The 26432-nt window shown below is 66.9% G+C and carries 22 protein-coding genes, 1 tRNA gene and 1 pseudogene; 12 read left to right on the plus strand and 12 right to left on the minus strand.

The genetic code is table 11. The features are described 5' to 3' along the window. Window positions 1-6 precede the first annotated feature (6 nt). Complete coding sequence (locus QXK92_RS23920) at window positions 7-1533, plus strand: cell wall metabolism sensor histidine kinase WalK (RefSeq protein WP_306245735.1); 1527 nt, start codon at window positions 7-9, stop codon at window positions 1531-1533. Here QXK92_RS23920 and QXK92_RS23925 read toward each other — a convergent pair. After that, window positions 1530-2234, minus strand: coding sequence for a DUF6611 family protein (locus QXK92_RS23925; protein ID WP_306245736.1), 705 nt, complete (start codon window positions 2232-2234; stop codon window positions 1530-1532). The two genes, QXK92_RS23920 and QXK92_RS23925, sit on opposite strands and share 4 nt — an antisense overlap. A 297-nt stretch (window positions 2235-2531) precedes the next feature. Here QXK92_RS23925 and kdpF point away from each other — a divergent pair, with 297 nt between their 5' ends. Genes kdpF through QXK92_RS23955 form a run of 6 tightly spaced genes read left to right on the plus strand, consistent with a single transcriptional unit; the run spans window position 2532 to window position 10549 of the window. Continuing rightward, window positions 2532-2621: a K(+)-transporting ATPase subunit F gene (kdpF, locus tag QXK92_RS23930; protein ID WP_306245737.1), complete on the plus strand. Its 90-nt coding sequence runs from the start codon at window positions 2532-2534 to the stop codon at window positions 2619-2621. Further along, window positions 2621-4291: a potassium-transporting ATPase subunit KdpA gene (gene kdpA, locus QXK92_RS23935; RefSeq protein WP_306245738.1), complete on the plus strand. Its 1671-nt coding sequence runs from the start codon at window positions 2621-2623 to the stop codon at window positions 4289-4291. The genes kdpF and kdpA overlap by 1 nt, the downstream gene beginning before the upstream one ends. Continuing rightward, window positions 4291-6396 carry a potassium-transporting ATPase subunit KdpB gene (gene kdpB / locus QXK92_RS23940; protein ID WP_306245739.1) on the plus strand — a complete coding sequence of 702 codons (2106 nt, stop codon included), beginning with the start codon at window positions 4291-4293 and terminating at the stop codon, window positions 6394-6396. The genes kdpA and kdpB overlap by 1 nt, the downstream gene beginning before the upstream one ends. Before the next feature lies 1 nt (window position 6397). Further along, window positions 6398-7300: a potassium-transporting ATPase subunit C gene (locus QXK92_RS23945; RefSeq protein WP_306245740.1), complete on the plus strand. Its 903-nt coding sequence runs from the start codon at window positions 6398-6400 to the stop codon at window positions 7298-7300. A gap of 10 nt (window positions 7301-7310) precedes the next feature. Continuing rightward, on the plus strand, window positions 7311-9872 hold the full coding sequence (locus QXK92_RS23950; RefSeq protein WP_306245741.1) for a sensor histidine kinase KdpD: 2562 nt from the start codon (window positions 7311-7313) through the stop codon (window positions 9870-9872). Next, on the plus strand, window positions 9869-10549 hold the full coding sequence (locus QXK92_RS23955) for a response regulator (protein WP_306245742.1): 681 nt from the start codon (window positions 9869-9871) through the stop codon (window positions 10547-10549). The genes QXK92_RS23950 and QXK92_RS23955 overlap by 4 nt, the downstream gene beginning before the upstream one ends. 78 nt (window positions 10550-10627) lie before the next feature. On the opposite strand, the gene QXK92_RS23960 is transcribed toward QXK92_RS23955, so the two are convergent. The 9 genes from QXK92_RS23960 to mfd form a co-directional block, all read right to left on the minus strand. After that, window positions 10628-10888, minus strand: coding sequence for a hypothetical protein (locus QXK92_RS23960; RefSeq protein ID WP_306246464.1), 261 nt, complete (start codon window positions 10886-10888; stop codon window positions 10628-10630). Window positions 10889-11151: 263 nt separating this feature from the next. Continuing rightward, the gene (locus QXK92_RS23965) at window positions 11152-11682 is read right to left on the minus strand and encodes a TetR family transcriptional regulator (protein WP_306245743.1); all 531 of its coding nucleotides are present in this window, start codon (window positions 11680-11682) and stop codon (window positions 11152-11154) included. 511 nt (window positions 11683-12193) lie between these two features. Next, window positions 12194-13144, minus strand: a complete 951-nt coding sequence (locus QXK92_RS23970) for a Ppx/GppA phosphatase family protein (RefSeq protein WP_306245744.1) — start codon at window positions 13142-13144, stop codon at window positions 12194-12196. Next, window positions 13135-13626 (minus strand): DUF501 domain-containing protein, encoded by a 492-nt coding sequence (locus QXK92_RS23975; protein ID WP_306245745.1) that lies wholly within the window; start codon window positions 13624-13626, stop codon window positions 13135-13137. The genes QXK92_RS23970 and QXK92_RS23975 overlap by 10 nt, the downstream gene beginning before the upstream one ends. Then, entirely contained in the window at window positions 13619-14305 is a 687-nt protein-coding gene (locus QXK92_RS23980; RefSeq protein ID WP_371934587.1) for a septum formation initiator family protein, read from the minus strand. The genes QXK92_RS23975 and QXK92_RS23980 overlap by 8 nt, the downstream gene beginning before the upstream one ends. A 1-nt stretch (window position 14306) precedes the next feature. After that, complete coding sequence (eno, locus tag QXK92_RS23985) at window positions 14307-15596, minus strand: phosphopyruvate hydratase (RefSeq protein WP_306245747.1); 1290 nt, start codon at window positions 15594-15596, stop codon at window positions 14307-14309. Between the two features lie 53 nt (window positions 15597-15649). Next, window positions 15650-16381: a lytic transglycosylase domain-containing protein gene (locus tag QXK92_RS23990; protein ID WP_306245748.1), complete on the minus strand. Its 732-nt coding sequence runs from the start codon at window positions 16379-16381 to the stop codon at window positions 15650-15652. 187 nt (window positions 16382-16568) lie between these two features. Further along, on the minus strand, window positions 16569-17627 hold the full coding sequence (locus QXK92_RS23995) for a nucleoside triphosphate pyrophosphohydrolase (protein WP_306245749.1): 1059 nt from the start codon (window positions 17625-17627) through the stop codon (window positions 16569-16571). After that, a complete protein-coding gene (gene mfd / locus QXK92_RS24000) occupies window positions 17627-21283 on the minus strand; it encodes a transcription-repair coupling factor (RefSeq protein ID WP_306245750.1) in 3657 nt (1218 codons plus the stop codon). The genes QXK92_RS23995 and mfd overlap by 1 nt, the downstream gene beginning before the upstream one ends. Before the next feature lie 107 nt (window positions 21284-21390). On the opposite strand from mfd, the pseudogene QXK92_RS24005 reads away from it, so the two are divergent. Next, a pseudogene (locus QXK92_RS24005) lies at window positions 21391-22170 on the plus strand (diaminopimelate decarboxylase); the annotation flags it as partial. Window positions 22171-22184: 14 nt separating this feature from the next. On the opposite strand, the gene QXK92_RS24010 reads toward QXK92_RS24005, so the two are convergent. Further along, window positions 22185-22463, minus strand: a complete 279-nt coding sequence (locus QXK92_RS24010; protein WP_306245751.1) for a hypothetical protein — start codon at window positions 22461-22463, stop codon at window positions 22185-22187. A gap of 102 nt (window positions 22464-22565) precedes the next feature. After that, window positions 22566-23159 carry a TetR/AcrR family transcriptional regulator gene (locus QXK92_RS24015; RefSeq protein WP_306246466.1) on the minus strand — a complete coding sequence of 198 codons (594 nt, stop codon included), beginning with the start codon at window positions 23157-23159 and terminating at the stop codon, window positions 22566-22568. Between the two features lie 166 nt (window positions 23160-23325). On the opposite strand from QXK92_RS24015, the gene QXK92_RS24020 reads away from it, so the two are divergent. The 4 genes from QXK92_RS24020 (at window position 23326) to arsC (ending at window position 26422) form a co-directional block, all read left to right on the plus strand. Continuing rightward, window positions 23326-23397, plus strand: a tRNA-Gln gene (locus tag QXK92_RS24020). Window positions 23398-23547: 150 nt separating this feature from the next. Further along, window positions 23548-25011, plus strand: a complete 1464-nt coding sequence (gene glmU, locus QXK92_RS24025; protein ID WP_306245752.1) for a bifunctional UDP-N-acetylglucosamine diphosphorylase/glucosamine-1-phosphate N-acetyltransferase GlmU — start codon at window positions 23548-23550, stop codon at window positions 25009-25011. Window positions 25012-25084: 73 nt separating this feature from the next. Continuing rightward, window positions 25085-26065 carry a ribose-phosphate diphosphokinase gene (locus tag QXK92_RS24030; RefSeq protein ID WP_306245753.1) on the plus strand — a complete coding sequence of 327 codons (981 nt, stop codon included), beginning with the start codon at window positions 25085-25087 and terminating at the stop codon, window positions 26063-26065. Next, complete coding sequence (gene arsC / locus QXK92_RS24035) at window positions 26066-26422, plus strand: arsenate reductase (glutaredoxin) (RefSeq protein WP_306245754.1); 357 nt, start codon at window positions 26066-26068, stop codon at window positions 26420-26422. The last annotated feature ends 10 nt before the right edge of the window (window positions 26423-26432 follow it).

Raw genomic sequence — 26432 nt, forward strand, 5'->3', positions numbered from 1 at the left:
CCTGGCATGACGGGGGACCGCCACATCCCGCGGTGGCTCCCCCGTTCCCTGCGACGGCAGCTGCTGCTGGGCGTTCTAACGGTGGTGACGCTCGTGTTGGTCGCCGTCGGTGCCGTCTCGGTGCTGACCCTGAGGGGCTATGTCACCGCGATGAACGACGCCGAAGTCGCCGAGTCGATGCACGCATTCACCCACGCCTACGCCAGATACCGCAACGGCGAGCACACCTCGATTCATCGCGGCATACCGCCGGTCTCCCAGGCCCTGCTGGAGTTCACCGGGCAGACACCCGGAAACCTGATCGCGGTCGTCCGCGATGGGAAAGTCGTTGCCTCGGCAGTCTTTTCGGAGTATGAACCGAGGCCCGCACCGCCCGATGTCGTCCGCGCCATCGAAGCGCAGTCTTGGACCGATGGCCCGTCCCGCATCGAGAACCTGGGCAGCCTCGGCCCGCACCAGGTCGACAGCCGCACCGCCGGGTCCGATCGCCTGGTGGTCGGGGTGTCGCTGAGCCTCGCCGACCAGATCATCGCCCGCAAGCAACTCACCACCACCGCACTAGTTGCCACCGCGCTGGTGATCACGGCCGCGCTGACGGCCTGGGTGGTCGGCTACGCCCTGCGCCCGCTGAGCCGGGTCGCCGCCACGGCCGCGGAGGTCGCCGCCATGCCGCTCGCCGACGAGGATCACAAGATCAGCGTGCGGGTCCGCCCGGAAGACACCGACCCGGACAACGAGGTCGGGATCGTCGGGCACACCCTGAACAAACTGCTCGACAACGTCGACAGCGCGCTGGCACACCGCGTCGAATCCGATTTGCGAATGCGCCAATTCATCACCGACGCGAGCCACGAACTGCGCACGCCGTTGGCGGCGATTCAGGGTTATGCCGAACTGACCCGTCAGGATTCTTCAGCGCTGCCCCCGACCACCGAATACGCCCTGGCGCGCATCGAGTCCGAAGCGCGGCGCATGGCCTCGCTGGTGGACGAATTGCTGCTGCTGTCCCGCCTCGGTGAAGGGCAGGACCTGCAAACCGAGGACCTGGACTTCACCAACCTGGTGGTGAACGCGGTCAACGACGCGGCGGTGGCGGCGCCGACGCATCAGTGGGTCAAGAAGCTGCCGGAGCAACCGGTGTGGGTCAACGGAGACCACGCCCGTCTCCACCAGGCGGTCAGCAACTTGCTCACCAACGCGTGGGTACACACTCCCCCGGACGTCACGGTCACCACGGGCATCACCTGCCATTACTCGGCGGGACCGGACGGCCTGAGCGCGCCGTACGTCGAATTGACGGTCACCGACGATGGACCCGACATCGATCCCGATGTGCTGCCCAGGCTGTTCGAGCGATTCGTTCGTGCCGACAAGGCCCGCTCCAACGGTGCCGGCCACGGCCTGGGCCTGGCGATCGTCAATTCGATCGTCAAGGCGCACGGCGGCACGGTCTGCGCCGAATCCGCTAACGGCGAGACGGTCTTTCGCGTGCGGATCCCGATGATTACCAGGCCCCGCGCGACCACCTCCTAGGGCCGCACGCCGCTGTTTCGCGAGCTTGACCACTCCGCCAGGCGGTTGTAGGCCTCTCGCCAGATCGCCTCGTGTCGCACAGCAGAAATATCGCCGGCCACCAACCGGTGGTCGGCATCGGTCAGCATGTCGACAAGCGCCCGCCAGTAGGTGTAGCGGCACAACGCTTGCACGTCAGCGGTTCTGGGCATCAGAACGACTGTCATGGATCTGACCGGAACGCGGGCCGGGCCGCCACGAAGGAACAGAAGCGCACCAGCGGCCAGGTAGATGCCCGCAGCGAATACGAACACGACACCAATCGACGCCACCACATCACCGAGCAGCATCTCCGCCAACACGACGAGCGTCGCGCCACCTATCGGCCAGCACTGCCACAGGCGCGCGGCGCATCGATCATCGACACCAGTCCCGGGTGGGTAGATCCTCAGGCGATAGTGACGGACGCCGTACTGGCCGACGACCGCGTCGAATGAGCCCCAGGAACGGCTGCCATCGGGTAGGCGCGACCCGGCCGGCAATGCTGGGGTTGTGTCGCCGATCGGTTGTGGCGGAATCTGTTCGGCGACTCGGTGCCGCGTGATGTGCATCCCCCTGGTGTACGCCGGGCATGCGATGAGCACTCGATTCCGCACAGCATCTATACGTGCAAACGGCAAAACTTTACGAAATTTTGCCGTCTCGACGCCGTCGAACGGCACCGGCAGACCCTCCCGGTGACCGTCGCCACAGAGGTCAATGCGGGGCCGTAAATATTCCGTAAAGGCGCGCCTCGAGATCGTTAGGAAAGCGTCAACCAAAGGCCCTAGCTGGGCAGCGCCGGTTAGCGTCACCCTGACCTTGCCTCCGAGTGCGCCGCTCGAAGGCTGACTTGACGAGACCATCTCGTATACGGGACAAGCTCCGAACGGAGACATGATGGGCGTGCTGGCATTTGTCGTGCTCACACTGGCTGTATTCGCCGTGCTGGGCATGGTGCAGAAGTTGGTCGAACGACTATGAGCTACCAGAACATCGTCGGCCTGGTGCTGGCGGGCCTGCTTGCGCTGTTTCTCGTTGCCGCGCTGCTGTTTCCGGAGAGGTTCTAGTGAGCACGATGACAGCGGGGATCATCTTCCTCGCCGCCCTGATCGCTGCGCTGGCACTGGTGCACGTACCGTTCGGTGACTACATGTACCGGGTCTACTCCTCCGAGAAGGACGCACGGGTCGAGTCGCTGATCTACCGCCTCATCGGTGTCGATGCCCGCTCGGAGCAGACCTGGGGCGCCTACGCGCGCAGCGTGCTGGCGTTCTCCTCGATCAGCATCCTTTTTCTGTTCACCTTCCAAATGGTTCAGGGCGGGTTACCGCTAAACCTGCACGACCCCGCCACGAAGATGACACCCGGGCTGGCATGGAATACCGCGGTCAGTTTCGTCACCAACACCAACTGGCAGGCCTACTCCGGCGAGTCGACGCAGGGTCACCTGGTCCAGATGGCGGGCCTGACGGTACAGAATTTCGTCTCGGCGGCCGTCGGTATGGCGGTGGCGATTGCCCTGGTGCGCGGGTTCGCCCGTAAGCGCACCGGCGAACTGGGCAACTTCTGGGTGGACCTGGTGCGCGGCACCTTGCGGATTCTGCTCCCCATCGCCGTGGTCGGCGCCATTGTGCTCATCGCGGGCGGGGCGATCCAGAACTTCCACCTGCACGACCAGGTGGTCACCACCCTGGGCGGCGCCCAGCAGACGATCACCGGTGGCCCGGTGGCAAGTCAGGAAGTCATCAAAGAACTGGGCACCAACGGCGGTGGCTTCTACAACGCCAACTCCTCGCACCCGTTCGAGAACCCCACCGCGTGGACGAACTGGCTGGAAATCTTCCTGCTGCTGGTGATCAGCTTCTCGCTGCCGCGCACGTTCGGGCGCATGGTCGGCAGCAAAAAGCAGGGCTACGCGATCGCGGCCGTCATGACGACGCTGGCCGGCATCAGCGTGTCGCTGATGATGTGGTTCCAGCTGCAACACCACGGCACCGTACCCAGCGCGATCGGAGCGGCTACCGAAGGCGTCGAGCAGCGGTTCGGCGTCGCGGACTCGGCCGTGTTCGCCGATGCCACCACACTCACCTCCACCGGCGCCGTCGATTCGTTCCACGACTCCTACACCAGCCTCGGCGGCATGATGACCATGTTCAACATGCAGCTCGGGGAGGTCGCTCCCGGCGGCACCGGTTCGGGCCTCTACGGCATGCTCATCCTCGCGCTGATCACCGTCTTCGTCGCCGGACTGATGGTGGGCCGCACCCCGGAGTACCTCGGCAAGAAGATCAATCCGCGCGAAATCAAGCTGGCGGCAAGCTATTTCCTGGTGACACCGCTGATCGTGCTGACCGGCACCGCCATAGCGATGGCGCTACCGGGCGAACGGGCCGGCATGCTCAACGGCGGGCCGCACGGGCTGTCCGAGATCCTGTACGCGTTCACCTCGGCGGCCAACAACAACGGGTCGGCGTTCGCCGGGCTCAGCGTCAATACCGACTGGTACAACACCGCTCTGGGCCTGGCCATGCTCTTCGGCAGGTTCCTGCCCATCGTCATCGTGCTGGCCCTGGCGGGCTCCCTGGCGAAACAGGGCACCACCCCGGAGTCGGCGGGCACGCTGCCCACCCATCGGCCGCAGTTCGTCGGAATGGTCGCCGGCGTCACGTTGATCCTGGTGGCGCTCACGTTCCTGCCCATGCTCGCGCTCGGGCCCCTCGCTGAAGGAATCCACTGATGACCGCGACCACCAAGCGGCTACCTGGCGGCATGCTTGACCCTGCGATGCTGTGGAAGTCGGCACCGCAGGCGCTGAGCAAACTCGACCCGCGCACGCTGTGGCGAAACCCCGTCATGTTCATCGTCGAGATCGGCGCCGTCTGGGCGACCGTTCTGGCGATCACCGGCCCGAGTTGGTTCGCCTGGTTGATCGTGGCATGGCTGTGGCTCACGGTGCTGTTCGCCAACCTGGCCGAAGCGGTCGCCGAAGGCCGCGGCAAGGCACAAGCCGAAACCCTGCGCAAGGCCAAAACCCAGACCATGGCGCGGCGCCTACCCGGCTGGGCACCCGGCCGGCCGCTGGTCGAGGAGGAAGTCGCCGCCCCGTTGTTGCAGCAGGGTGACATCGTGGTCGTCGAGGCCGGCCAGGTGATCCCGGGCGACGGCGACGTCGTGGAAGGCATTGCCTCCGTGGATGAATCGGCGATCACCGGTGAGTCAGCGCCGGTGATCCGGGAGTCCGGCGGCGACCGTTCAGCGGTCACCGGCGGCACCACCGTACTGAGCGACCGCATCATCGTCAGAATCACCCAGAAGCCCGGCGAAAGCTTCATCGACCGCATGATCGCGCTCGTGGAGGGCGCCAACCGGCAGAAGACGCCGAACGAGATCGCGCTCAACATTCTGTTGGCCGCGTTGACGATCATCTTCGTCTTCGCCGTCGCAACCCTGCAGCCGCTGGCGATCTACTCGAAGGCCGACAACCCCGGTGTGCCAGATACACAGGCGCTCAATGGAAGTGGTGTCACGGGCATCGTGATGGTGTCACTGCTGGTGTGCCTGATCCCCACGACGATCGGCGCGCTGCTGTCCGCCATCGGCATCGCCGGCATGGACCGGCTGGTGCAGCGCAACGTGCTGGCGATGTCCGGACGCGCGGTCGAGGCCGCCGGAGACGTCAACACCTTGCTGTTGGACAAGACCGGCACCATCACCCTGGGCAACCGGCAGGCCGCCGCCTTCATCCCGGTCGACGGAGTCTCGCCGGAAGAGTTGGCGGACGCCGCGCAGCTGTCCAGCCTCGCGGACGAAACACCCGAGGGCCGTTCGGTCGTCGTGTTCGCCAAGGAGCGCTTCGGCTTACGCGCACGCACGCCGGGTGAACTCACGCACGCCCAGTGGGTACCGTTCTCCGCCTCGACGCGCATGTCCGGCGTCGACGTCGACGGTCACCAGTTGCGCAAGGGCGCGGCCAGCTCGGTCGCGGAATGGGTGCGCGCACAGGGCGGTAAGGTGCCCAGTCAGCTCGGCGTGATTGTCGACGGCGTGTCAGCAGGCGGGGGTACACCGCTGGTCGTCGGCGAATGCCGTGGCGGCGAATCGGCGGTACTCGGAGTCATCCACCTCAAAGACGTCGTCAAGCAGGGCATGCGCGAGCGTTTCGACGAGATGCGCCGGATGGGCATCCGCACGGTGATGATCACCGGCGATAACCCGTTGACCGCCAAAGCGATTGCCGACGAGGCCGGAGTCGACGACTTTCTCGCCGAAGCGACGCCGGAAGACAAGCTCGCGTTGATCAAGCGGGAGCAGGAGGGCGGCAAGCTGGTCGCGATGACCGGTGACGGCACCAACGACGCGCCGGCGCTGGCCCAGGCCGACGTGGGGGTGGCCATGAACACCGGCACGTCGGCCGCCAAGGAGGCCGGCAACATGGTCGATCTCGACTCCGACCCCACAAAGCTGATCGAGATCGTCGAAATCGGCAAGCAACTGCTGATCACCAGGGGCGCACTGACGACATTCTCCATCGCCAACGACATCGCCAAATACTTCGCGATCATCCCGGCGATGTTCGTCACCCTGTTCCCCGGCCTGGACCTGCTGAACGTGATGCGGCTGCACAGCCCGGAATCGGCCATCCTGTCGGCGGTGATCTTCAACGCGATCATCATCGTGGCGCTGATCCCGCTGTCGTTGCGCGGTGTGCGCTACACCCCGAGCAGCGCCTCGAAACTGTTGAGCCGCAACCTCTATGTCTACGGACTCGGGGGCATCATCGCGCCGTTCATCGGAATCAAGCTGATTGACCTGATCGTCCAATTCGTCCCGGGGATGTCCTGACATGAAGCTCTCCTCTTTTTTGCGCGTCCACTGGGCCGCGGCCCGCGCTCTGCTGGTGCTGACCGTGATCACCGGCCTGGCCTACCCGTTGTTCATCTGGCTTGTCGCGCAGCTCCCCGGGCTGCACGACAAGGCTGAGGGGTCGATCGTCAGTGCCGGCGGCAAGCCGGTGGGCAGCCGGCTGATCGGTCAGCTGTTCACCGACTCGCGCGGCAACCCGCTGCCGCAGTACTTCCAGAGCCGTCCGTCGGCGGCCGGCGCCGGCTACGATCCGCTGTCGACCGGTGCGAGCAACCTGGGACCGGAGAGCATCGTGGACACCCTCGCCGCTACCGAAGACGGTTTCAAGCCCAGCCTGCTGACACAGGTGTGCTCACGCAGCGTGGCCGTGGCCCGGACCGAGGGTCTGGGGCCGGACGCCGCGCTGCGTCCGTTCTGCACCGGCGACGGTGTCGGGGCGGTGCTGTCGGTGATCGGTCCGCGCGACGCCCGCGGTGCCGTCCTGCACCCCACCCGGGTGGTCAGCGTCAACGAGCCGTGCCAGAAAACCGCGGCACCGTTCCTCGCCAGCTATGAAGGAGTGCGGGTGGAGTGCGCGAAGGCCGGCGAGGACTACTCCATCGGCCAGATCGTGCCGATCCGCGGCGCCGCGCCCGCCAGCCCCGTCGTGCCGGCCGATGCAGTGACCACCAGCGCCAGCGGACTGGACCCGGACATCTCGGTCGGCTACGCCGACCTTCAGGTGCCGCGGGTGGCCAGGGCCCGCCACATCAGCCCGGATCAGGTCCGGGAGGTGCTGGCCCAGTACCGCACCGGGCGCGCACTCGGCTTCTTCGGCGAACCCAGCGTCAACGTCCTGCAACTCAACCTGCAACTCGACCGGCGATACCCGGTCACCGGCTAGGCGCGGGGGGATGATGGTTGACGTGACCGACGTCAACCTCGGCGAGCCCCGCGCCAAGCGCGGAGAGCTGCGTATCTACCTCGGCGCGGCACCCGGAGTCGGTAAGACCTACGCGATGCTCGGCGAAGCGCACCGGCGCTTGGAGCGCGGCACCGATGTGGTGGCCGCCGTCGTCGAGACGCACGGACGCGCGAAAACCGCTGAGCTGATTCGCGGCATCGAGACCATTCCGCCGCGCTACATCGACTATCGCGGCGGCAGTTTCCCCGAGCTGGACGTGGCGGCCGTGCTCGCGCGCCATCCGCATGTGGTCCTGGTCGACGAGCTGGCCCACACCAACACGCCGGGCAGCAAGAACGCCAAGCGCTGGCAGGATGTCGAAGAGCTCCTCGACGCCGGCATCACGGTGATCTCCACGGTCAACATCCAGCACCTGGAGAGCCTGAACGACGTCGTCGCCCAGATCACCGGTATCGAACAGAAGGAGACCATTCCGGACTCGATCGTGCGGCAGGCGTCCCAGGTCGAGCTCATCGATATCACCCCGGAAGCGCTGCGGCGCAGGCTTTCTCATGGCAATGTCTACGCACCGGAACGAGTCGACGCGGCGCTGTCCAATTACTTCCGCCCCGGAAACCTCACGGCGCTGCGCGAATTGGCGTTGCTGTGGCTGGCCGACCAGGTCGACACCGCGCTGGCCAAATACCGCGCGGAGAACAAGATCACCGCGATGTGGGAGGCCCGCGAGCGTGTCGTGGTAGCCGTCACCGGCGGCCCGGAGTCAGAGACACTGGTGCGCAGGGCTTCTCGGATCGCGTCGAAGTCCACTGCCGAGCTGATGGTGGTGCACGTCGTGCGCGGCGACGGCCTCGCCGGCCTGTCCGAAGCCCGGATGGCCAAGATCCGCGAGCTGGCGAACAGTCTCGGCGCCTCGCTCCACACCGTCGTCGGCGACGACGTGCCCAGTGCTCTGCTGGATTTCGCACGCGAGATGAACGCCACCCAGCTGGTGGTCGGCACCTCCCGCCGGCCCCGGTGGGCACGCATCTTCGACGAAGGTATCGGGCCCGCGATCGTCGAGCACTCCGGCAAGATCGACGTGCACATGGTCACCCACGAGGAGTCCAAGCGCGGAATTCGCACCGCCTCGATGTCGCGGCGCGAGCGTCGGGTGGCGTCGTGGCTAGCGGCAGTCCTCGTGCCGTCGCTGATCTGCGGTGTGACGGTGGTCTGGCTGGACCGGTACTTGGATACCAGCGGTGAGAGCGCGTTGTTCTTCGTCGGAGTGCTACTTGTTGCCTTGTTGGGCGGGGTGGGGCCGGCGGTGTTTTCCGGAGTGCTGTCCAGCCTGCTGCTCAACTACTTCCTGACCGATCCCCGCCACACGTTCACCATCGCGGAGCCGTCGGCGGCCGTCACCGAGCTGGTGCTGCTGGTGATCGCAGTCGCGGTCGCGGTACTCGTCGACAATGCGGCCAAGCGATCGCGTGAGGCTAGGCGCGCATCGCAGGAGGCCGAACTGCTCACGCTGTTCGCCGGATCCGTACTGCGCGGTGCCGATTTGGACACCTTGCTGGAGCGGGTGCGCGAAACCTACTCGCAGCGGGCGGTCAGCATGTTGCGCGAAGACACCGTCGAAGGCCGTGCGCGAAGCCAGGTGGTCGCCGCGGTCGGCAAGGATGCCTGCACCACGGTCGATTCCGCCGACACCGCGATCGAGGTCGGGGACGACGAGTTCTGGATGCTGCTGGGTGGCCGGCGGCTTTCTGCCCGGGATCGCCGGGTGTTGCATGCCGTCGCGACCCAGGCGGCGGGCCTGATCAAGCAACGAGAACTTGCCGACGAAGCCAGCCGCACCGAAGCGATCGTGCGCGCTGACGAACTTCGGCGCTCGTTGCTGTCGGCGGTCAGCCACGACCTGCGAACACCGTTGGCGGCGGCCAAGGTTGCGGTGTCCAGCCTGCGGTCCGGCGATGTCGCCTTCTCTCCCGAGGACACCGCTGAGCTGCTGGCCACCATCGAGGAGTCCATCGACTCGTTGACCGCTTTGGTGGGCAACCTGCTCGACTCGTCGCGGCTGGCCGCCGGGGTGGTCCACCCCGAATTGCACCGGGTGTATCTCGAGGAAGTGGTGCAACGCGCGTTGGTCAGTATCGGCAAGGGGGCCACCGGATTCTTTCGGTCGGCGATCGACCGCGTGAAGGTCGACGTCGGGGACGCGGTAGCCATGGCCGATGCCGGGCTGCTGGAACGGGTGCTGGCCAACCTGATCGACAACGCGCTGCGCTACGCGCCCGACTGTGTGGTGCGAGTGAATGCGGGCCGGGTGGGCGAACGGGTGCTGATCAACGTCATCGATGAGGGCCCGGGCATCCCGCACGGGGCCGAAGAGCAGATCTTCGAGGCCTTCCAGCGTCTCGGCGATCACGACAACACCATCGGCGTCGGCCTGGGCATGTCGGTGGCCCGTGGCTTCGTCGAGGCCATGGGCGGCACGATCACCGCCGGCGACACGCCCGGCGGCGGGCTGACCGTGGTGGTGGATCTGGCCGCGCCGCAGGAGATCTCATGACCCGCGTACTGGTCATCGACGACGAGCCACACATCCTGCGGGCGCTGAAGATCAACTTGACGGTCCGCGGGTACGAGGTGACCACCGCGTCCACCGGCGCCGGGGCGTTGCGCGCGGCCGCCGAGCATCCCCCCGACGTGGTGATCCTCGATCTCGGGCTGCCGGACATCTCGGGGATCGACGTGCTGGCCGGCCTGCGCGGCTGGCTTTCCGCCCCGGTGATCGTGCTGTCGGCGCGCAGCGACTCGGCGGACAAGGTGGAGGCCCTGGACGCCGGAGCCGACGACTACGTGACGAAACCCTTTGGCATGGACGAGTTTCTGGCCCGGCTGCGGGCGGCGGTGCGGCGCAATACGGCGGCCTCCGAGATCGACCAGCCGGTGATCGAAACCGCGGCTTTCACCGTCGATCTGGCAGCGAAAAAGGTGACCAAGGACGGCGCGGAGGTGCATCTGACACCGACCGAGTGGGGAATGCTGGAGGTGCTGGTCCGCAATCGAGGGAAGCTCGTCGGTCGCGAGGAACTGCTCAAGGAGGTGTGGGGTCCAGGGTATGCCACCGAAACCCATTATCTACGAGTCTATTTGGCGCAGCTACGGCGCAAACTCGAGGCCGACCCGTCGCATCCCCGGCATCTGCTGACCGAATCGGGGATGGGCTACCGCTTCGAGGCCTGAGTCGCACCCGCCACGTCAGTCTCTATCCAACTCGTTTCCTGATGGCATCGAGCACTCCGAGATCCCGCATCGTGATTGCTAATCCTCGGACGAGGCGCATTCGCGATCGTTGATCGCGTCGCCCGTCACTCGGAGGTCCTTGGTGTCAACGAACACCAGCGACCCGTCGTCGAGGAGGACGGCCCAGCGACGACTTGCGTCGACGATATGAACGTCACCGATTCGGACGGCGTAGCCGGCGGTTTCGGCGAAATCCTCCACGATCGTCCCGTCGCGATCGCCATCGCTGCCGCGACAGACGAGGACACGTTGACCCGTCAGAAATTGACTATCGTCCATGGTTGTCAAATTTACTGTGCGATGCCCGGTCCCGTCTGCAGGATATGCGAGACGATTCGATTACACCTCTTGATTACCGAGCCGGACGTCGAGAATTGACGAGACTTTACCCTTATCAATGCCGAGCGCTCGGAGTATATTTTCGAAATTGAGATAATGTCGCTTTTGAAGTCGGATGCGCCGGCTGAGGACAACACCATTCCGGCTAGCCGGAAAGATGCCCGACAAAGATCGCACGGGCGCCGGACGATCCTTTCCGCGAGCTATCTCCCATTTCGCTCGACTAGCGGGGCTATCAACCTGGCAAGATCCGCTGCCACGTCCCGGCCGGGCTCGGGGGGCGTGGAGATGTAGCTCAGGCACAGCCTGGCGATCGCCCGGGTCACGACACCGGCGTCGTCGTCCGCACCCACCGGCCAGGTCTGGTCGAACGCGATGAGTAGTCGCGTCGACGCCCGGCTGACGATAGGCGCGCTGTCCGTGGTGACGAGCTGCAGCAGGTCTGGTTTGGCGACGCCGGTCAATAGCGAGATCACCAGAGGGTCGGCCGCCGACTCGGTGAAGAATGCCCGGAAGGCATGCAAGAGGGCATCGTGGATATTGCCGCTCTTGGCGTCCAGAGCGGCCTTTACGGAGTCGACGAGCTGGTCAGCCAGTCGCAGCGCATAACCCTGCGCCAAGCCCTGGCGGGAGCCGAACTCGTTGTAGATGGTCTGCCGGCTGATCCCCGCCGAGCGCGCGACATCGGACAGCGTGATAGCGGACCAATCGCGGGTGAGCAGCAGCTGCCGCATCGCGTCCAGTATCGAATCGTGCAGAACAGGGGTGCTCCCGCGCCGCAATGCAGCGCCTGCATCAGAGAGTCTGATCACCGCGTCCCCCCGATGCCAGGTGCGGCAGGTGAGGCCCCGGCACCGGGCGGTTCTTGCACACCGGAATTTCCTACCCGCCAGCGAGTAGCAGATAATTCATACACTGGCGCCTCCTCGTCTTCCGTATCCACTTGGCCAGCTCACCCGAGGCGAATGGCAGAATACAAGCACGGTAGATAAATCGAACTAGGTCGGCGATGACGAACGGCCTTTGTTCGCGCTCGTCCACAATGTTTTCCCAGATCAACAGAATGCCTCGGTGATGTTGAGGACCGATCGTACAGCATGCAAACAACCCGGCGACTGAAGATTATCTTCGGTGTTTTAATTTGATCAGTTCCGGCACCATTAAGACGGAGCTGTCTTATCTTTGACGTAATGGTTTCGGCGGCCTGGTTGCCCGGTGGTGCCCGAAGGAGGCCGGGCCCGGTGACTACGCGATCGACAGGACAATTCCGTCCAGGATGTCGTGTTCACTGACGACCAGCTCCGAAATGCCGGTCTGCGAACGCAATTCCCGCGCCAATTCCTGAACCACGATCGCCCCGCCACCGATCACGTCGACGCGGCCCTCATGCATCGGTCCCAGCGCGGCCCGCTCCGCCCTGGTCATGGTGATCAGCCGGTCACACACCGCCATCAAATCGTCCAACGGCACCCGCGAAAGATGAATCACCGCAGGGTCATAGCGCGTCAGACCGTGCGCCAGCGCCGACAGCGTGGTCATTGTCCCGGCCAGCCCGACCCACGTCCGCGCCCCGGCCACCGGTACCGCGCGCAGCGCGACGTCGAGTCGCTCGCGGACCACCTCGCGGGCCGCCGCCACCTCGTCCGGCGCCGGCGGATCGGAATGCAGACACCGTTCGGTCAACCGGACACAACCGATGTCAGCCGAGTAGCTGGCCACGATGTCATCGGTCGACTCACCGAGCACAATTTCCGTCGACCCCCCACCCAGGTCGACTACCACGAAAGGCGCATCCGCCCGGTCCAAGTCGCCGACCGCGCCGCGGAAGGACAGTGCGGCCTCCTCGGCGCCGGTGATCACTTCGGCGATCGACCCCGGAATCACGGCGCCCAGCACGTCGGCGGTCATTGCGAAGAAGACGTCACGATTAGCGGCGTCCCGAGTCGCCGATGTCGCGACCATCCGTACCCGCGAGACATCATGCGTCCGAAGCAATTCGGCATAGTCGACCAGCGCCGCGCGGGTCCGGGCAATCGCCTCGGGGGCGAACTCGCCGGTCGCGTCGACGCCCTGACCGAGCCGCACGATGCGCATCTCGCGATGCACGTCGTGCAGCCGCTCCCCCTCGACGTCGGCGATCAGCAATCGAATCGAGTTGGTACCACAGTCGATACCGGCGAGTCTCGTCACAGCCACTGCCTCCCGATCAATGCGGCCGCCGCACCGGACTCCGCGGCCAGCAGCGCCAGCGCCTCGTCGCCGAAGGGATTGAGACCCGGGCCCTTGGCCAGTGAGTGCGCAATCAGCACATGCAGGCATTTCACCCGGTCCGGCATACCGCCACCGGAGAAGGTGGTGCCCAACGACTCGATCGCGTCCCGCTCGGCCAGATAGGACTCGTGCGCGCGTCGGTATGCGGTGGCCAAATCCTCGCTACTGCAGAGCCTTTCGGTCATATCCCGCATCAGTCCGGTCGTTTCCAATCGGCTCGCTGCCGCGGTGAGCACCGGGTGCGTCAGGTAGTACAACGTCGGAAACGGAGTGCCGTCGGGAAGTTTCGGCGCGGTCTTCACCACCCCCGGCTCACCGTCTGAGCAGCGGTAGGCGATCTCCAGCACACCACGAGGCTCGCGACCCAGCTGGCGGGCTACCGCCTCCAGGTCAGCCGGATCAACCACCGGGCGACGGCGGGTTGGGCGGTGCCGGCTCGGGAGCCGGCCCGGCCGCCGGCGGCAGGTGCGGCGCGTCGGCGATGGTGTGCCACAGCGAGGTGTACCAGGGCTCGTTCTTCGGAGCGCCACCCACTTCCGCGCCGGGCTGCGGGGTTGGCGCCGTGCCAGGCGGAAGCTGGACCTGGAACGGAATGTCTCCGGGCTTGACGAACCCGAGGCGCTCGCGCGCCTGCGCCGCGATATACGCGGGGTCTGCCAACTGGCCCTTGCGTTGTTCCAGATCCGCGATCTGGCGACGCAGCGCGGCCTCGGTCGCCGACAGTTGCGCCATCTCGGTGCGCTGGGAGAAGTACGTTCGCACCGGTCCGGCGATGGTCAGCGTCAGCACACACACGACCGCGGCCAGGATCGCGGCCCGCCGCGCCGTGAATCCCAGCCGCTGATCCGATCTCTGCTCAACGGATTCGGTAAATGACCGCTTGATCGGGTCCACGACGTGCTCGTGCAACGAGCCGGTGGAACGGCTTTCGTCGGGAGCCGTCTGCGCGGGCTTCGAGACGGGCCGCGAAACAGGACTGGCGTAGGACTTCGAGGCACCGCCCGAACGACGTGCCCGAGCCGAATCACCCGGCTTCCCCGGCCGGGAGGCCGGGGCACGCCGCTTCGGATCGGGCTTGGGAGACAAGCTACTTGGGGTCCTCTGCGTACCGCGGGAACGCCAGATCGCCGGCATAGCGGGCCGCGTCGCCGAGCGCCTCTTCGATCCGCAGCAGCTGGTTGTACTTGGCGACCCGCTCGCTGCGGGCCGGCGCGCCCGTCTTGATCTGGCCGCTGCCGACCGCGACCGCCAGGTCGGCGATGGTGGTGTCCTCGGTCTCGCCGCTGCGGTGACTCATCATCGTGCGGTATCCGCTGTGGTGCGCCAGGGCCACCGCATCCAGCGTCTCGGTCAGCGTGCCGATCTGATTCACCTTGACCAGCAACGCATTTGCCGCCCCGCGCTCGATACCTTCTTCCAGGCGCTCGGGATTGGTGACGAACAGGTCGTCGCCGACGATCTGCACCCGGTCACCGATACCTGCCGTCAGGGCGGTCCAGCCGTCCCAATCGTCCTCGGACAGCGGGTCTTCGATGGACACCAGCGGATACGAGTTGAGCAGTCCGGCGTAGAACTCCGTCATCTCGTCGGCGGTGCGGGTCGAACCCTCGAAGCTGTATCCGGTGCCGTCGGTGTAGAACTCGGTGGCCGCGACGTCCAGCGCCAGGGCGACGTCGACTCCGAGTTTGAAGCCTGCCGACTCGATGGCCCGGCTGATCAGGTCGAGCGCCGCGGTGGTTCCCGCCACATCCGGGGCGAATCCACCCTCGTCGCCCAATCCGGTGGACAGCCCCTCCTTCTTCAGCACCGACTTCAGCGCGTGGTACACCTCGGTGCCCCAGCGCAGCGACTCGCTGAAGCTGGGGGCGCCGATGGGCGCCACCATGAATTCCTGAACATCGACCCCGGTGTCGGCGTGCGCGCCGCCGTTGAGGATGTTCATCATCGGCACGGGCAGGATGTGGGCGTTCGGTCCGCCCAGGTACCGAAACAGCGGCAGAGCGGCACTGTCCGCCGCCGCCTTGGCCACGGCCAGCGAGATACCCAGGATCGCGTTGGCCCCCAGGCGGGACTTGTCGGGGGTGCCGTCGAGGTCCACCAGCGCCTGATCGACCAGCCGCTGGTCGTCGGCGTTGAGCCCGATGACGGCGGGTCCGATCTCGTCCAGTACCGCCTGAACGGCCTTCTTCACGCCTTTGCCGCCGTAGCGGTCGCCGCCGTCGCGCAGTTCGACCGCCTCGTGCTCGCCGGTCGACGCGCCCGAAGGCACCGCCGCACGCGCGAATGTTCCGTCGATCAGCGCGACCTCGACCTCGACGGTCGGGTTACCGCGGGAATCGAGGATCTCGCGGGCTCCGACCTGCTCGATAATCGGCACTGGGTTCTCCTTTGCGCTCGTGGCCCTGCTGCGGCCCCCGGCGGTACATCTTTCTACAGCGGATGCCCCGCAGCATAGGCGGTCGCCCAGTCCCGCACCGCCCGCGCGTAGACCCCGGAGTTGTTGTAGGCCCGCAACGCATTGATCCAGCCGCGCGGCGTTGCGAGATCCTTTCCGCGCCAACATAAATAGCCTGCGGCCGACAGTGCGGCGTCATCGATGTTATCCGGGCTGGCAGTGCCGTCGTTGTTGGCGTCGACGCCGTAGAGCCGCCAGGTCTCGGAGATGAACTGCATCGGGCCCATCGCGCGCTCCACGCCGTTGTCGCCGTCGAGCAGGCCACCGTCGTTGTCCACAATGCGCAGGTTGCCACCGCTGCCGTCGAGCCGGACACCCCGGATGGGCGGCCTGACATCGCCGTTGGGCGCTATCGTGGCGCCGCGATAGGTGCCGTTATGGCTCTCCACCTGCCCGATTCCCGCCAGCGTCGTCCAGGCGATATGGCACTTCGGGTTTTCCACTTCGGCGACGCGCGCCGCGTAGGCGTAGGCCTCCAGCGCGACGACCGGCATCTCCAGGGCCGGAGCCCGCGCCTGCGCCCACTCCCGAAGTTGGTCGGCGGGGCGGCCGACGGCGTGGGTGTCCACGGGCGGCACCGGGTCCCCCGCCGGCGGCGGCACGCCCTCGGGGATGAACAGGCTGAGTTGCCACGTGCAACTGGACGCCAACAGCATCGCGGTCGCCCCTATCACGGCGACCGCGCGCAACCAGCGTCTCGGCGACACGAACTCTCCCTGTCGATCTCCCTATTGGGGGCATCTCACCCTTTTCGGCCTAGATCATCGTCCCATGAGTCGCGGCGGTGCCCGGCTCGCCGAACCGCATAGCACACAACGCAGTAGCGGTCATCGACCCAGGAGCTGGCTGTTTGTGGAGGTTCTCTGAGTTGTCGCAAACCTGGCCGAAAACCCCTCAGCGGCGCCCTTTGCGCTTTTTGGGGCGCGACTCCTTCGGCGTTTCCGGCAGATCGCCGATGACATCCGAGTCCGATTCCACCGCGGGCGATTCAGGCTCCGGGTCCGCGATCGGCTCGCTCGACGGCCAGTGCGCCCGCCATTCCTCCTCGGTGACGAAGCCCAGTGGTGTCATGTCGAGTTCTTCTGCGATGCTGTCGCCGCGGCGGGTGGCGGCGATCGCCTTCTCGACACCGAGGACCACGTCCACGAAATCCAATACGGCTGCGCGCAGCGTGTTTTCCGCGTCGACGTCGGGTGAGAGCCTGACGGTGGTGAGCTGAGCGGGAATGAACTCTTCAGGCAGACCGGCCTGGCACACGCGCTGAATGACCTTCTGCGCCAGCGCCAATGCCGGCTGCCCGGTGTGAACGTCGTCCAGCACCGAGTTGCGCGACTTCTTCGACCGCTCCGACGCCTTGGCCTCCTCCCACTGGGCCAGCTGGTCCTGCAGCGAAATCTCCTCGCCCGCAAGCACGCCCGGCACCCGGTTGCCCAGTTTGCGCATCAGCGTGTCGGCAACGTCGTCGATGGTGAAGGGAAGCAGCGCCGCATCCTCGGCGATGCGCGAATGGAAGAGCACCTGCAGCAGCAGGTCGCCGAGTTCCTCGCGGAGCTGGTCGACGTTGCCGCTGTGCACCGCGTCCAGCAGCTCGTAAGTCTCTTCCAGCAGATATCTGCGCAGCGAGTCGTGGGTTTGCTCGCTCTCCCACGGCCCGGCGGTGCGCAGCTTGTCCATCATCGCGACCGCGTCGATCAGACGCTCGCCGCGCTGACGTTCGGGGGCGGCGATCAAACGGGCGCCGGCGGCCAGCCGTGCGGTGACCGCCGGATGGTTGGGGTCCGACGACAGCAGCACCGGCGCGTCATCCCCGGTGTACGCGGGGTGCGCGTCGGGCAGCGACCAGGGCACCGCGATCGGCATCTCTTCGGTGTACTGCACGGGCCCGGACAGCAACTCGATGGCTTCCACCGGCACCAGCGCCGGACGGCGCGGGTCGACCAGAACGACAATCATCAGGCCCGTCGCTCCTTCACCGGCGTGTTCGTCATACCAACATCTTGCTGCGGTTTCCCGGCCAGCGCAGTCACCAGATCGGCGACCATCTGCACCAGCTCGACATCGCGGATGTGCCCGGCGCCGATCCCGCCCGCGCGCGGGATCGGAACCTGCACCGTCGACGTCGTCGCACGGTAGCGGCCGCCCGGGTACATCCGGGCCAGGCGAACCTGGGCGGAGTCCGGCAATGTCATAGGTGTCAGCCGCACCACCGCCGCCGAAGTCGCCGAGGTGGCGCTGACCTCGGTGATCCCGGACGCCTTGCACAGCAACCGCAGCCGCGCCACCGCCACCAGCCGTTCGGCGGGCTCGGGCAGCGGGCCATACCGGTCGATCAGCTCTTCAACGACAGCTTCGATGTCGTTGTCGCAGGTGGCGGAGGCCAGACGGCGGTAACCCTCCAGCCGGAGCCGGTCGCTCGCGATGTAGTCCGGCGGCAGGTGCGCATCGACCGGCAGGTCGATGCGCACATCCTTGGGCTCCTCGGCCGTGGTGACCGTCTGCCCGTCAGCGGCGGCCCGGTAGGCCTCCACCGCCTCGCCGACCAGCCGCACGTACAGGTCGAACCCGACACCGGCGACGTGGCCGGACTGCTCGACGCCGAGCACGTTGCCCGCCCCCCGGATCTCGAGGTCCTTGAGCGCGACCGCCATGCCGGCGCCCAGTTCGTTGTTCTGGGCGATCGTCGCCAACCGGTCGTAGGCCGTCTCGGTCAGCGGCGCATTCGGCGGGTACAGGAAGTAGGCGTAGCCGCGCTCCCGGCTGCGGCCCACCCGGCCACGCAACTGATGCAGCTGGGAGAGGCCGAACGTGTCGGCGCGTTCGACGATCAGGGTGTTGGCGTTGGAGATGTCCAGGCCGGTCTCCACGATCGTGGTGCACACCAGGATGTCGTATTCGCGGTTCCAGAACCCTTGCACGGTGCGTTCCAGCAGGTCTTCGGGCATCTGCCCGTGTGCGACCACCACCCGCGCCTCGGGCACCAGCTCCCGAACGTGGGCAGCGGCCCGGTCGATGGAGCTGACCCGGTTGTGCACGTAGAACACCTGCCCGTCGCGCAGCAGCTCCCGCCGCAGGGCCGCGGCGATCTGCTTGTCGTCGTGCGGGCCGACGTAGGTCAGCACCGGGTAGCGCTCTTCGGGTGGGGTCAGGATCGTCGACATCTCGCGGATGCCGGCCAGGCTCATCTCCAGCGTGCGCGGGATCGGGGTGGCGCTCATGGTCAGCACGTCGACGTGGCTGCGCAGCGCCTTGATGTGTTCCTTGTGCTCGACGCCGAACCGCTGCTCCTCGTCGACGATCACCAGACCGAGGTCTTTCCAGCGCACCCCGGTCTGCAGCAGCCGGTGGGTGCCGATGACGATGTCGACCGATCCGTCGGCCATACCCTCGACCACCTTGCGGGACTCGGCCGGGTCGGTGAACCGGGACAGGCCCTTGACCGTCACCGGGAAGCCGGCCATCCGGTCGGTGAAGGTCTGCAGATGCTGGTCGGCCAGCAGCGTGGTGGGCACCAGCACGGCGACCTGCTTGCCGTCCTGGACCGCCTTGAACGCCGCCCGCACGGCGATCTCGGTCTTGCCGTAGCCGACGTCGCCGCAGATCACCCGGTCCATCGGGACCGGCTTCTCCATGTCGGACTTGACCTCGGTGATCGCGGTCAGCTGGTCCATGGTCTCGGTGAAGCCGAACGCGTCCTCCATCTCGGCCTGCCACGGCGTGTCCTGGGCGAACGCGTGACCGGGGCTGGCCTGTCGTTTCGCGTAGAGCGCCACCAGCTCACCGGCGATCTCGCGGACGGCGCGGCGCGCTTTAGTCTTGGTGTTGGTCCAGTCGCTGCCGCCCAGTTTGCTCAGCGCGGGCGCCTGTCCGCCGACGTAGCGCGACAGCTGGTCGAGCGAGTCCATCGGGACGTACAGCTTGTCCGAGCCCCCGCCCCTCTTGGACGAGGCGTATTCGAGCACCAGGTACTCGCGGCGCGCACCGCCGACCGTGCGTTCCACCATCTCCACGAAGCGACCGATGCCGTGCTGGTCGTGGACCACCAGATCGCCGGCGGTCAGCGCCAGCGGGTCGACCGTGTTGCGCCGCTTGGCCGCCAGGCGTTTGCCCTCACCGGCCGTGGCCCGGCTGCCGGTCAGATCGGCCTCGGTGATGACGACCAGGTTGGCACCCGGGACGACGACGCCGTCGTGCAACGGCCCCCGCAGGACACCGACGACTCCGGGCTTGGGCGGCTGGCCGGGTTCCAGCATCGCCGCGGCGATATCGGACTCGGCCAGGCGCTCGACCATCCGGTGCGCGGTCCCGGTACCGGGCGCCACCATCGCGGCGTAACCGCCGGTGGACACATGCGCGCGCAGCATCGCGAAAATGCCGTCGATGTCGTGCTGGTGCCCCCGCGCCGACGGAGCGGACCGGATATCCAGTTCCACCGCCGATTCGTCGGAAAGCTGGCTCAGCGTCCACCACGGATGTCCGGCGCGGCGGGCCGCCTCCTGAGCCTCGTCGAGTTCGGCGAAGCCGGACCCACCGAGTTGTTCGACATCGACCGGCGCATCGGTGCCCAGGGCCGCGACCGACCAGGACGCTTCCAGGAACTCCCGGCCGGTCTTGATCAGGTCGGCGGCCCGGGTGCGCACCTTCTCCGGGTCGCAGACCAGCACCGGAGTGCCGGCCGCCAGCTGATCGGTCAGCAGGGCGTGCGCCCCGTCCTCCGAGGGCTGCAACACCGACTGCAACGCCTCCATGCCGTCGACCGGGATGCCTTCGGCCAGCTTGGCCAGCATGTCGATGATGCTGCCGGTGACGGTGTTTTCCGATGCGGGATGGTGCCCGGCCAGCTCGGCCGCGCGGGCCCGGACATCGTCGGTCAGCAACAGCTCGCGACACGCGACCGCGACCAGCGTGTCGACGGCGATCTCGGGGATCGAGCGCTGGTCGGCGACCGAGAACATCCGCATCTCGGTGATCTCGTCACCCCAGAATTCGATCCGCACCGGGTGCTCGGCGGTCGGCGCGAAAATGTCCATGATGCCGCCCCGCACCGCGAATTCCCCGCGCCGCCCGACCATGTCGACTCGGGTGTAGGCCAGCTCGACGAGCCGTTGCGCGACCTCCTCGAACGGAATCTCGTCGCCGACCGTTAGGGCCAGCGGTTCCAGCCGGCCGAGTTGCGGCGCCATGGGTTGCAGCAGGGACCGGACGGCCGTCACCACGACCCGCAGCGGTGGGCCCAGGCGGGCATCGTCGGGGTGGGCCAGCCGGCGCAGCACCATCATCCGGGTGCCGACGGTGTCGATGCCGGGCGAGAGCCGTTCGTGCGGCAGCGTTTCCCAGGACGGGAAGACCGCGACCGCGTCGCCGTAGACCCCGCGTAATTCGGCGCTCAGGTCATCGGCTTCCCGGCCGGTCGCCGTGACCACCAGCAACGCCCCGTGCTCGGCCAGTGCACTGGCCACGAAGAGGCGCGCACTGGCGGGTCCGACCAGCGGCAGGTGTTCGGGTCGATCGGAGGCGCGCTCGATGAGCTGTTGAAATGTCGGCGCCGTGAGCGCCAATTCGACGAGCCCCGCGATCGGGGTATCTGGGCTTGCAGTCCCCGGTGCGGTCATGATGTGCACCATTCTAGGGCGCGGCACTTCGTCAATATTGCGCCCCGCTGCGTCAAGAAAGCGTAAGGAAAGACCCATTCGAGCCGGCATCGGCGCAGTTTGGAGGCATGACTCTGCTGCACATGCTGCCTTCGGCCGGCCGGGCAGCCCCGCGACTTCTGGGCCGTGCCATCGAGCAGATGACGGGTATTTGTGACGAAGCCGACTTCCGGCATCGCATCCGTCGCGACCATAAAGCGTTGCGGGGGGTCGAGATGGTTTATGCGGGCAGGTCACTGTCGACCGCGACGGTGGCCCGCTGGGTCCGCGAGGAAGGGCTCGGCGTCGACGTCTGCTCGTCCGGCGAACTGGCGGTCGCCCTGTCCGGCGGAATCGACCCCGGCCGCGTCATCCTGCACGTCAACGCGATGTCCCTGGACGAGCTAGGTGGCGCGGTGGCCGCCGGGGTGGGCCGCATCGTTGTCGACGACCCGCTGGAGGTCGGCTACCTGGCCGGTCTGGTCCGCCACCAGCGGGTGCTCATCGAGGTCATTCCGGACGTCGACATCCACGGGAACCGCAGTGCCGGCATCTGCGACCAGGAGTTCGGGTTCACGGTGGGCGGCGATCACGCCGCCGACGCCGTGCGGTGGGTGCTCGCGCACCGCACTCTCGACCTGGTCGGCATGCACTGCCATATCGCCGACCCCTCCAGGTGTGGCGAAGCGATCCGGCGGATGATCGCCGTACTGGCCGACGTCCGCGCCCACCACAGCGTCATCCTCACCGAACTGAGCCTCAGCGGCCTCGGCAGCGGTGATGCCCGCGACCTGGCCGTTGTGATCGAGGACGCACTCGACGAAGGCTGTGCGGCCGAGCATTTCCCCCGGCCCGCCGTCGTCGTCGAGGTACCGGCCGGTGACTACCAGGGCATCGTGGCCCAGGAGTAGAAGGCTCCGGTGCCCACGTCGTGCACTCCGTAGGAGTCCCAGTAGTAGTCGTGGCAGACGCTGCCGTCCCACGGCACCGGCCGTCCCGCCGGGTTGGGGTCGCCCGGGCACCAGGTGGTGCAGGCCTGCAACCGCGGGCAGTTGCCTTGGTCGGCGTGAGCGGGGGGCGACAGCGTCAGGCCCACCGATACCAGCAGTGTGATCGCGAGGCCGGTGATGCCGTTGGACAGCGCGGGGAACAGGGAACGCATGATGAGCCTTTCGTTCGGGTTGGTGCACAAGTGCACACGGCTCGGGCTGCTACCGATCACAACAACAGGCGCTTGCGAAGTTCTTGCATGCGTGCGCAGGGGCTACTCGTCCTGCAACTGCGGGTCGGCTTCCAGATGGGTGAGGCCGTTCCACATCAAATTGACCAGGTGCGCGGCCACAACTTCCTTTTTGGGTTCGCGGGTGTCCAGCCACCACTGAGCCGTCATCGAGACCGAGCCCACCAGCGCCTGGGCGTACAGCGGCGCCAGGTCGGGGTCGAGCCCGCGGCGCGCGAAATCGCCGGCGAGGATGGAGCTGACCTGGCTGACGGCGTCGTTGAGCAGGCTGGAGTAGGTGCCCGAATTGATCGCGGCCGGGGAGTCGCGGATCATGATGCGGAAGCCGTCGGTGCGTTCCTCGACGTAGGTGAGCAACGCCAGCGCCACCCGCTCGACCCGGACCCGGGACCGGTTATTGGTCAGCGACGAGGTGATGCCGTCCAGCAGGGCCGACATCTCCCGGTCCACCACGACGGCGTAGAGGCCTTCCTTGCCGCCGAAATGCTCGTATACGACCGGTTTGGACACGTTGGCCCGCTGGGCGATCTCCTCGATCGAGGTGCCCTCGTAGCCGCGTTCGGCGAACAGCGACCGGGCGATGCCGATGAGTTGGCGCCTGCGCTCGCTGCCGGTCATCCGGGCGCGCGGAGTACGTGGTTCAGCCACGCGATCAGGGTATCGGGGTGCCGGGTGTGCACCAGCCGCTTTGCGTGTGCGTCTACCGTGGTTGAGCCGCGATCCGGCGACAGTGGACGCACACTCAGAGCGGTAGCCGCAGACTCGACTAAAGTCTCAGGAGCAATCCGTCGTGGTGTAATCGGCAGCACCTCTGATTTTGGTTCAGATAGTTCAGGTTCGAGTCCTGGCGACGGAGCTCTAACCGGGCTTCCCCCACTTGCAACTCACTTCCAGCCGGCTTTCCCGGCGCGTATTTTTGCCCCGAGCCTCATATGAATGTCACTCTTGACGGCGTGTCAGCGCACCAAGAGGGCACGGCGGGCATTGCAAGACGTGAGGAGAGTCGATGACGTTTCGAGGTGACACCGCGGTTCTGGTCCTGGCGGCCGGGCCCGGCACCCGGATGCGGTCCGACACCCCCAAAGTGCTGCACGCGCTGGGCGGACGCAGCATGCTGTCGCACTCGCTGCACGCAATGACCAAGCTCGCGCCGCAGCATCTCGTCGTCGTGCTGGGCCATGACCATGAGCGCATCTCGCCGCTGGTCGCCGAGCTGGCCGACAGCCTGGGCCGCACCATCGACGTGGCGCTGCAGGACAAACCGCAGGGCACCGGCCACGCGGTGCTGTGCGGCCTGTCCGCGCTGCCGCAGGACTACGCGGGCATCGTCGTCGTCGCCGCGGGTGACACCCCGCTGCTCGACGCCGACACCCTGGCCGACCTGATCGCCACGCACAGATCGGCCGGTGCGGCCGTCACGGTGCTCACCACCACGCTGGACGACCCGCACGGCTACGGCCGCATCCTGCGCACCCAGGACAACGAAGTGATGGCGATCGTCGAGCAGACCGACGCGACGCCGTCCCAGCGCGGGATCCGCGAGGTCAACACCGGCGTCTACGCCTTCGACATCGCGGCACTGAAGTCCGCGCTGAGCCGGCTGAGCTCCAACAACGCCCAGCAGGAGCTCTACCTCACCGACGTCATCGCCATCCTGCGGCGCGACGGTCACACCGTCAGTGCCCAGCACATCGACGACAGCGCCGTGGTCGCGGGCGTCAACAACCGGGTCCAGCTCGCCGAGCTGGGCGCGGAGCTCAACCGCCGCATCGTGGCCGCCCATCAGCTGGCCGGCGTCACCGTCATCGACCCGGCGACGACCTGGATCGACGTGGACGTGACCATCGGCCGCGACACCGTCATCCACCCGGGCACCCAGCTGCTCGGACGCACCCAGATCGGCGGCCACTGCAGCATCGGGCCCGACACGACGCTCGCCGACGTCAGCGTCGGCGACAAGGCCACCGTGTGCCGCACGCACGGCAGTTCCGCGACCGTCGGCGGCGGCGCCACGGTCGGTCCCTTCACGTTCCTGCGGCCGGGGACGGTGCTGGGCGCCGAGGGGAAGCTCGGCGCATTCGTCGAGACCAAGAACGCGACGATCGGCGCCGGGACCAAGGTGCCGCACCTGACCTACGTCGGCGACGCCGACATCGGCGAACACAGCAACATCGGTGCGTCCAGCGTGTTCGTCAACTACGACGGCACCAGCAAGAGCCGCACCACGATCGGTTCGCACGTGCGCACCGGCTCGGACACCATGTTCGTCGCACCGGTAACCGTCGGTGACGGGGCCTACACCGGCGCGGGAACCGTCGTCCGCGAAGACGTCCCACCGGGTGCGCTGGCGGTGTCGGCTGGTCCGCAGCGCAACATCGAGCACTGGGTGCAGCGCAAGCGGCCCGGCACGGCGGCCGCCGAGGCCGCTGATCGGGCCATCCGCAACTCCGAAGCCGGCGAGACACCGTGATTTCGTTTTTCGGTAACCCGGCTACGATGGGGCGTTCCTTTTCATTCGATCCCGACACGGCGAGGGCAGCCCGGTGAGCCACGACTGGACCGATAACCGCAAAAATCTGATGCTCTTCAGCGGCCGGGCCCACCCGGAACTGGCGGAGCAGGTCGCCAAAGAACTCGACGTGCACGTCACCGCTCAGACGGCCCGGGATTTCGCCAACGGCGAGATCTTCGTGCGCTTCCAGGAGTCGGTGCGCGGATGCGACGCGTTCGTGTTGCAGTCCTGCCCGATGCCGGTGAACCAGTGGCTGATGGAACAGCTCATCATGATCGACGCGCTCAAGCGGGGCAGCGCCAAGCGGATCACCGCGGTCATGCCGTTCTACCCCTACGCCCGCCAGGACAAGAAGCACCGCGGCCGCGAACCGATCTCGGCGCGTCTGGTCGCCGACCTGCTCAAGACGGCCGGGGCCGACCGGATCGTGACCGTCGACCTGCACACCGATCAGATTCAGGGCTTCTTCGACGGACCCGTGGACCACATGCGCGGGCAGAACCTGCTCACCGGTTACATCCGGGACAACTATCCCGACGGCAACATGGTCGTCGTCTCCCCCGACTCCGGCCGGGTGCGCATCGCCGAGAAGTGGGCCGACGCCCTGGGCGGCGTGCCGCTGGCCTTCATCCACAAGACGCGCGACCCGCGGGTGCCCAATCAGGTGGTGTCCAATCGGGTGGTCGGCGAGGTCGCCGGTCGCACCTGTGTGCTGATCGACGACATGATCGACACCGGTGGAACGATCGCCGGCGCGGTCAAGCTGCTGCATGACGACGGAGCCAAGGACGTGATCATTGCGGCCACCCACGGCGTGCTGTCCGACCCGGCGGCCGAGCGGCTGGCCTCGTGCGGCGCCCGCGAGGTGATCGTGACCAACACCCTGCCCATCGGCGAGGAGAAGCGGTTCCCGCAACTGACCGTGCTGTCCATCGCGCCGCTGCTGGCCAGCACGATCCGTGCGGTCTTTGAAAACGGCTCAGTCACAGGACTGTTCGACGGGGACGCCTAGATGACGGGCAAGGGGGGCAAGACCGTCATCTACCACAACCCCAAATGCAGCACGTCGCGCAAGACGCTGGATTTGTTGCGGGACAACGGCATCGAGCCTGAGGTCATTCAGTACCTGAAGACGCCGCCGTCGCGCGCCGAGCTGGTGCGGTTGATCCGCGACGCGGGCATCGAGGTGCGAGCGGCCGTGCGCAAACGCGAGTCGCTCTACTCCGAACTCAACCTGGCCGACGCCGGTGACGACGAATTGCTGGACGCCATGGCCGAACACCCCATCCTGATCGAACGCCCGTTCGTGGTCACTCCGAAGGGCACCCGGTTGGCCCGGCCGATCGACACGGTACGCGAGATTCTGTGACGCGCCGGGT

It is taken from the genome of Mycobacterium sp. TY815, from assembly GCF_030755135.1.
GTDB lineage: Bacteria > Actinomycetota > Actinomycetes > Mycobacteriales > Mycobacteriaceae > Mycobacterium.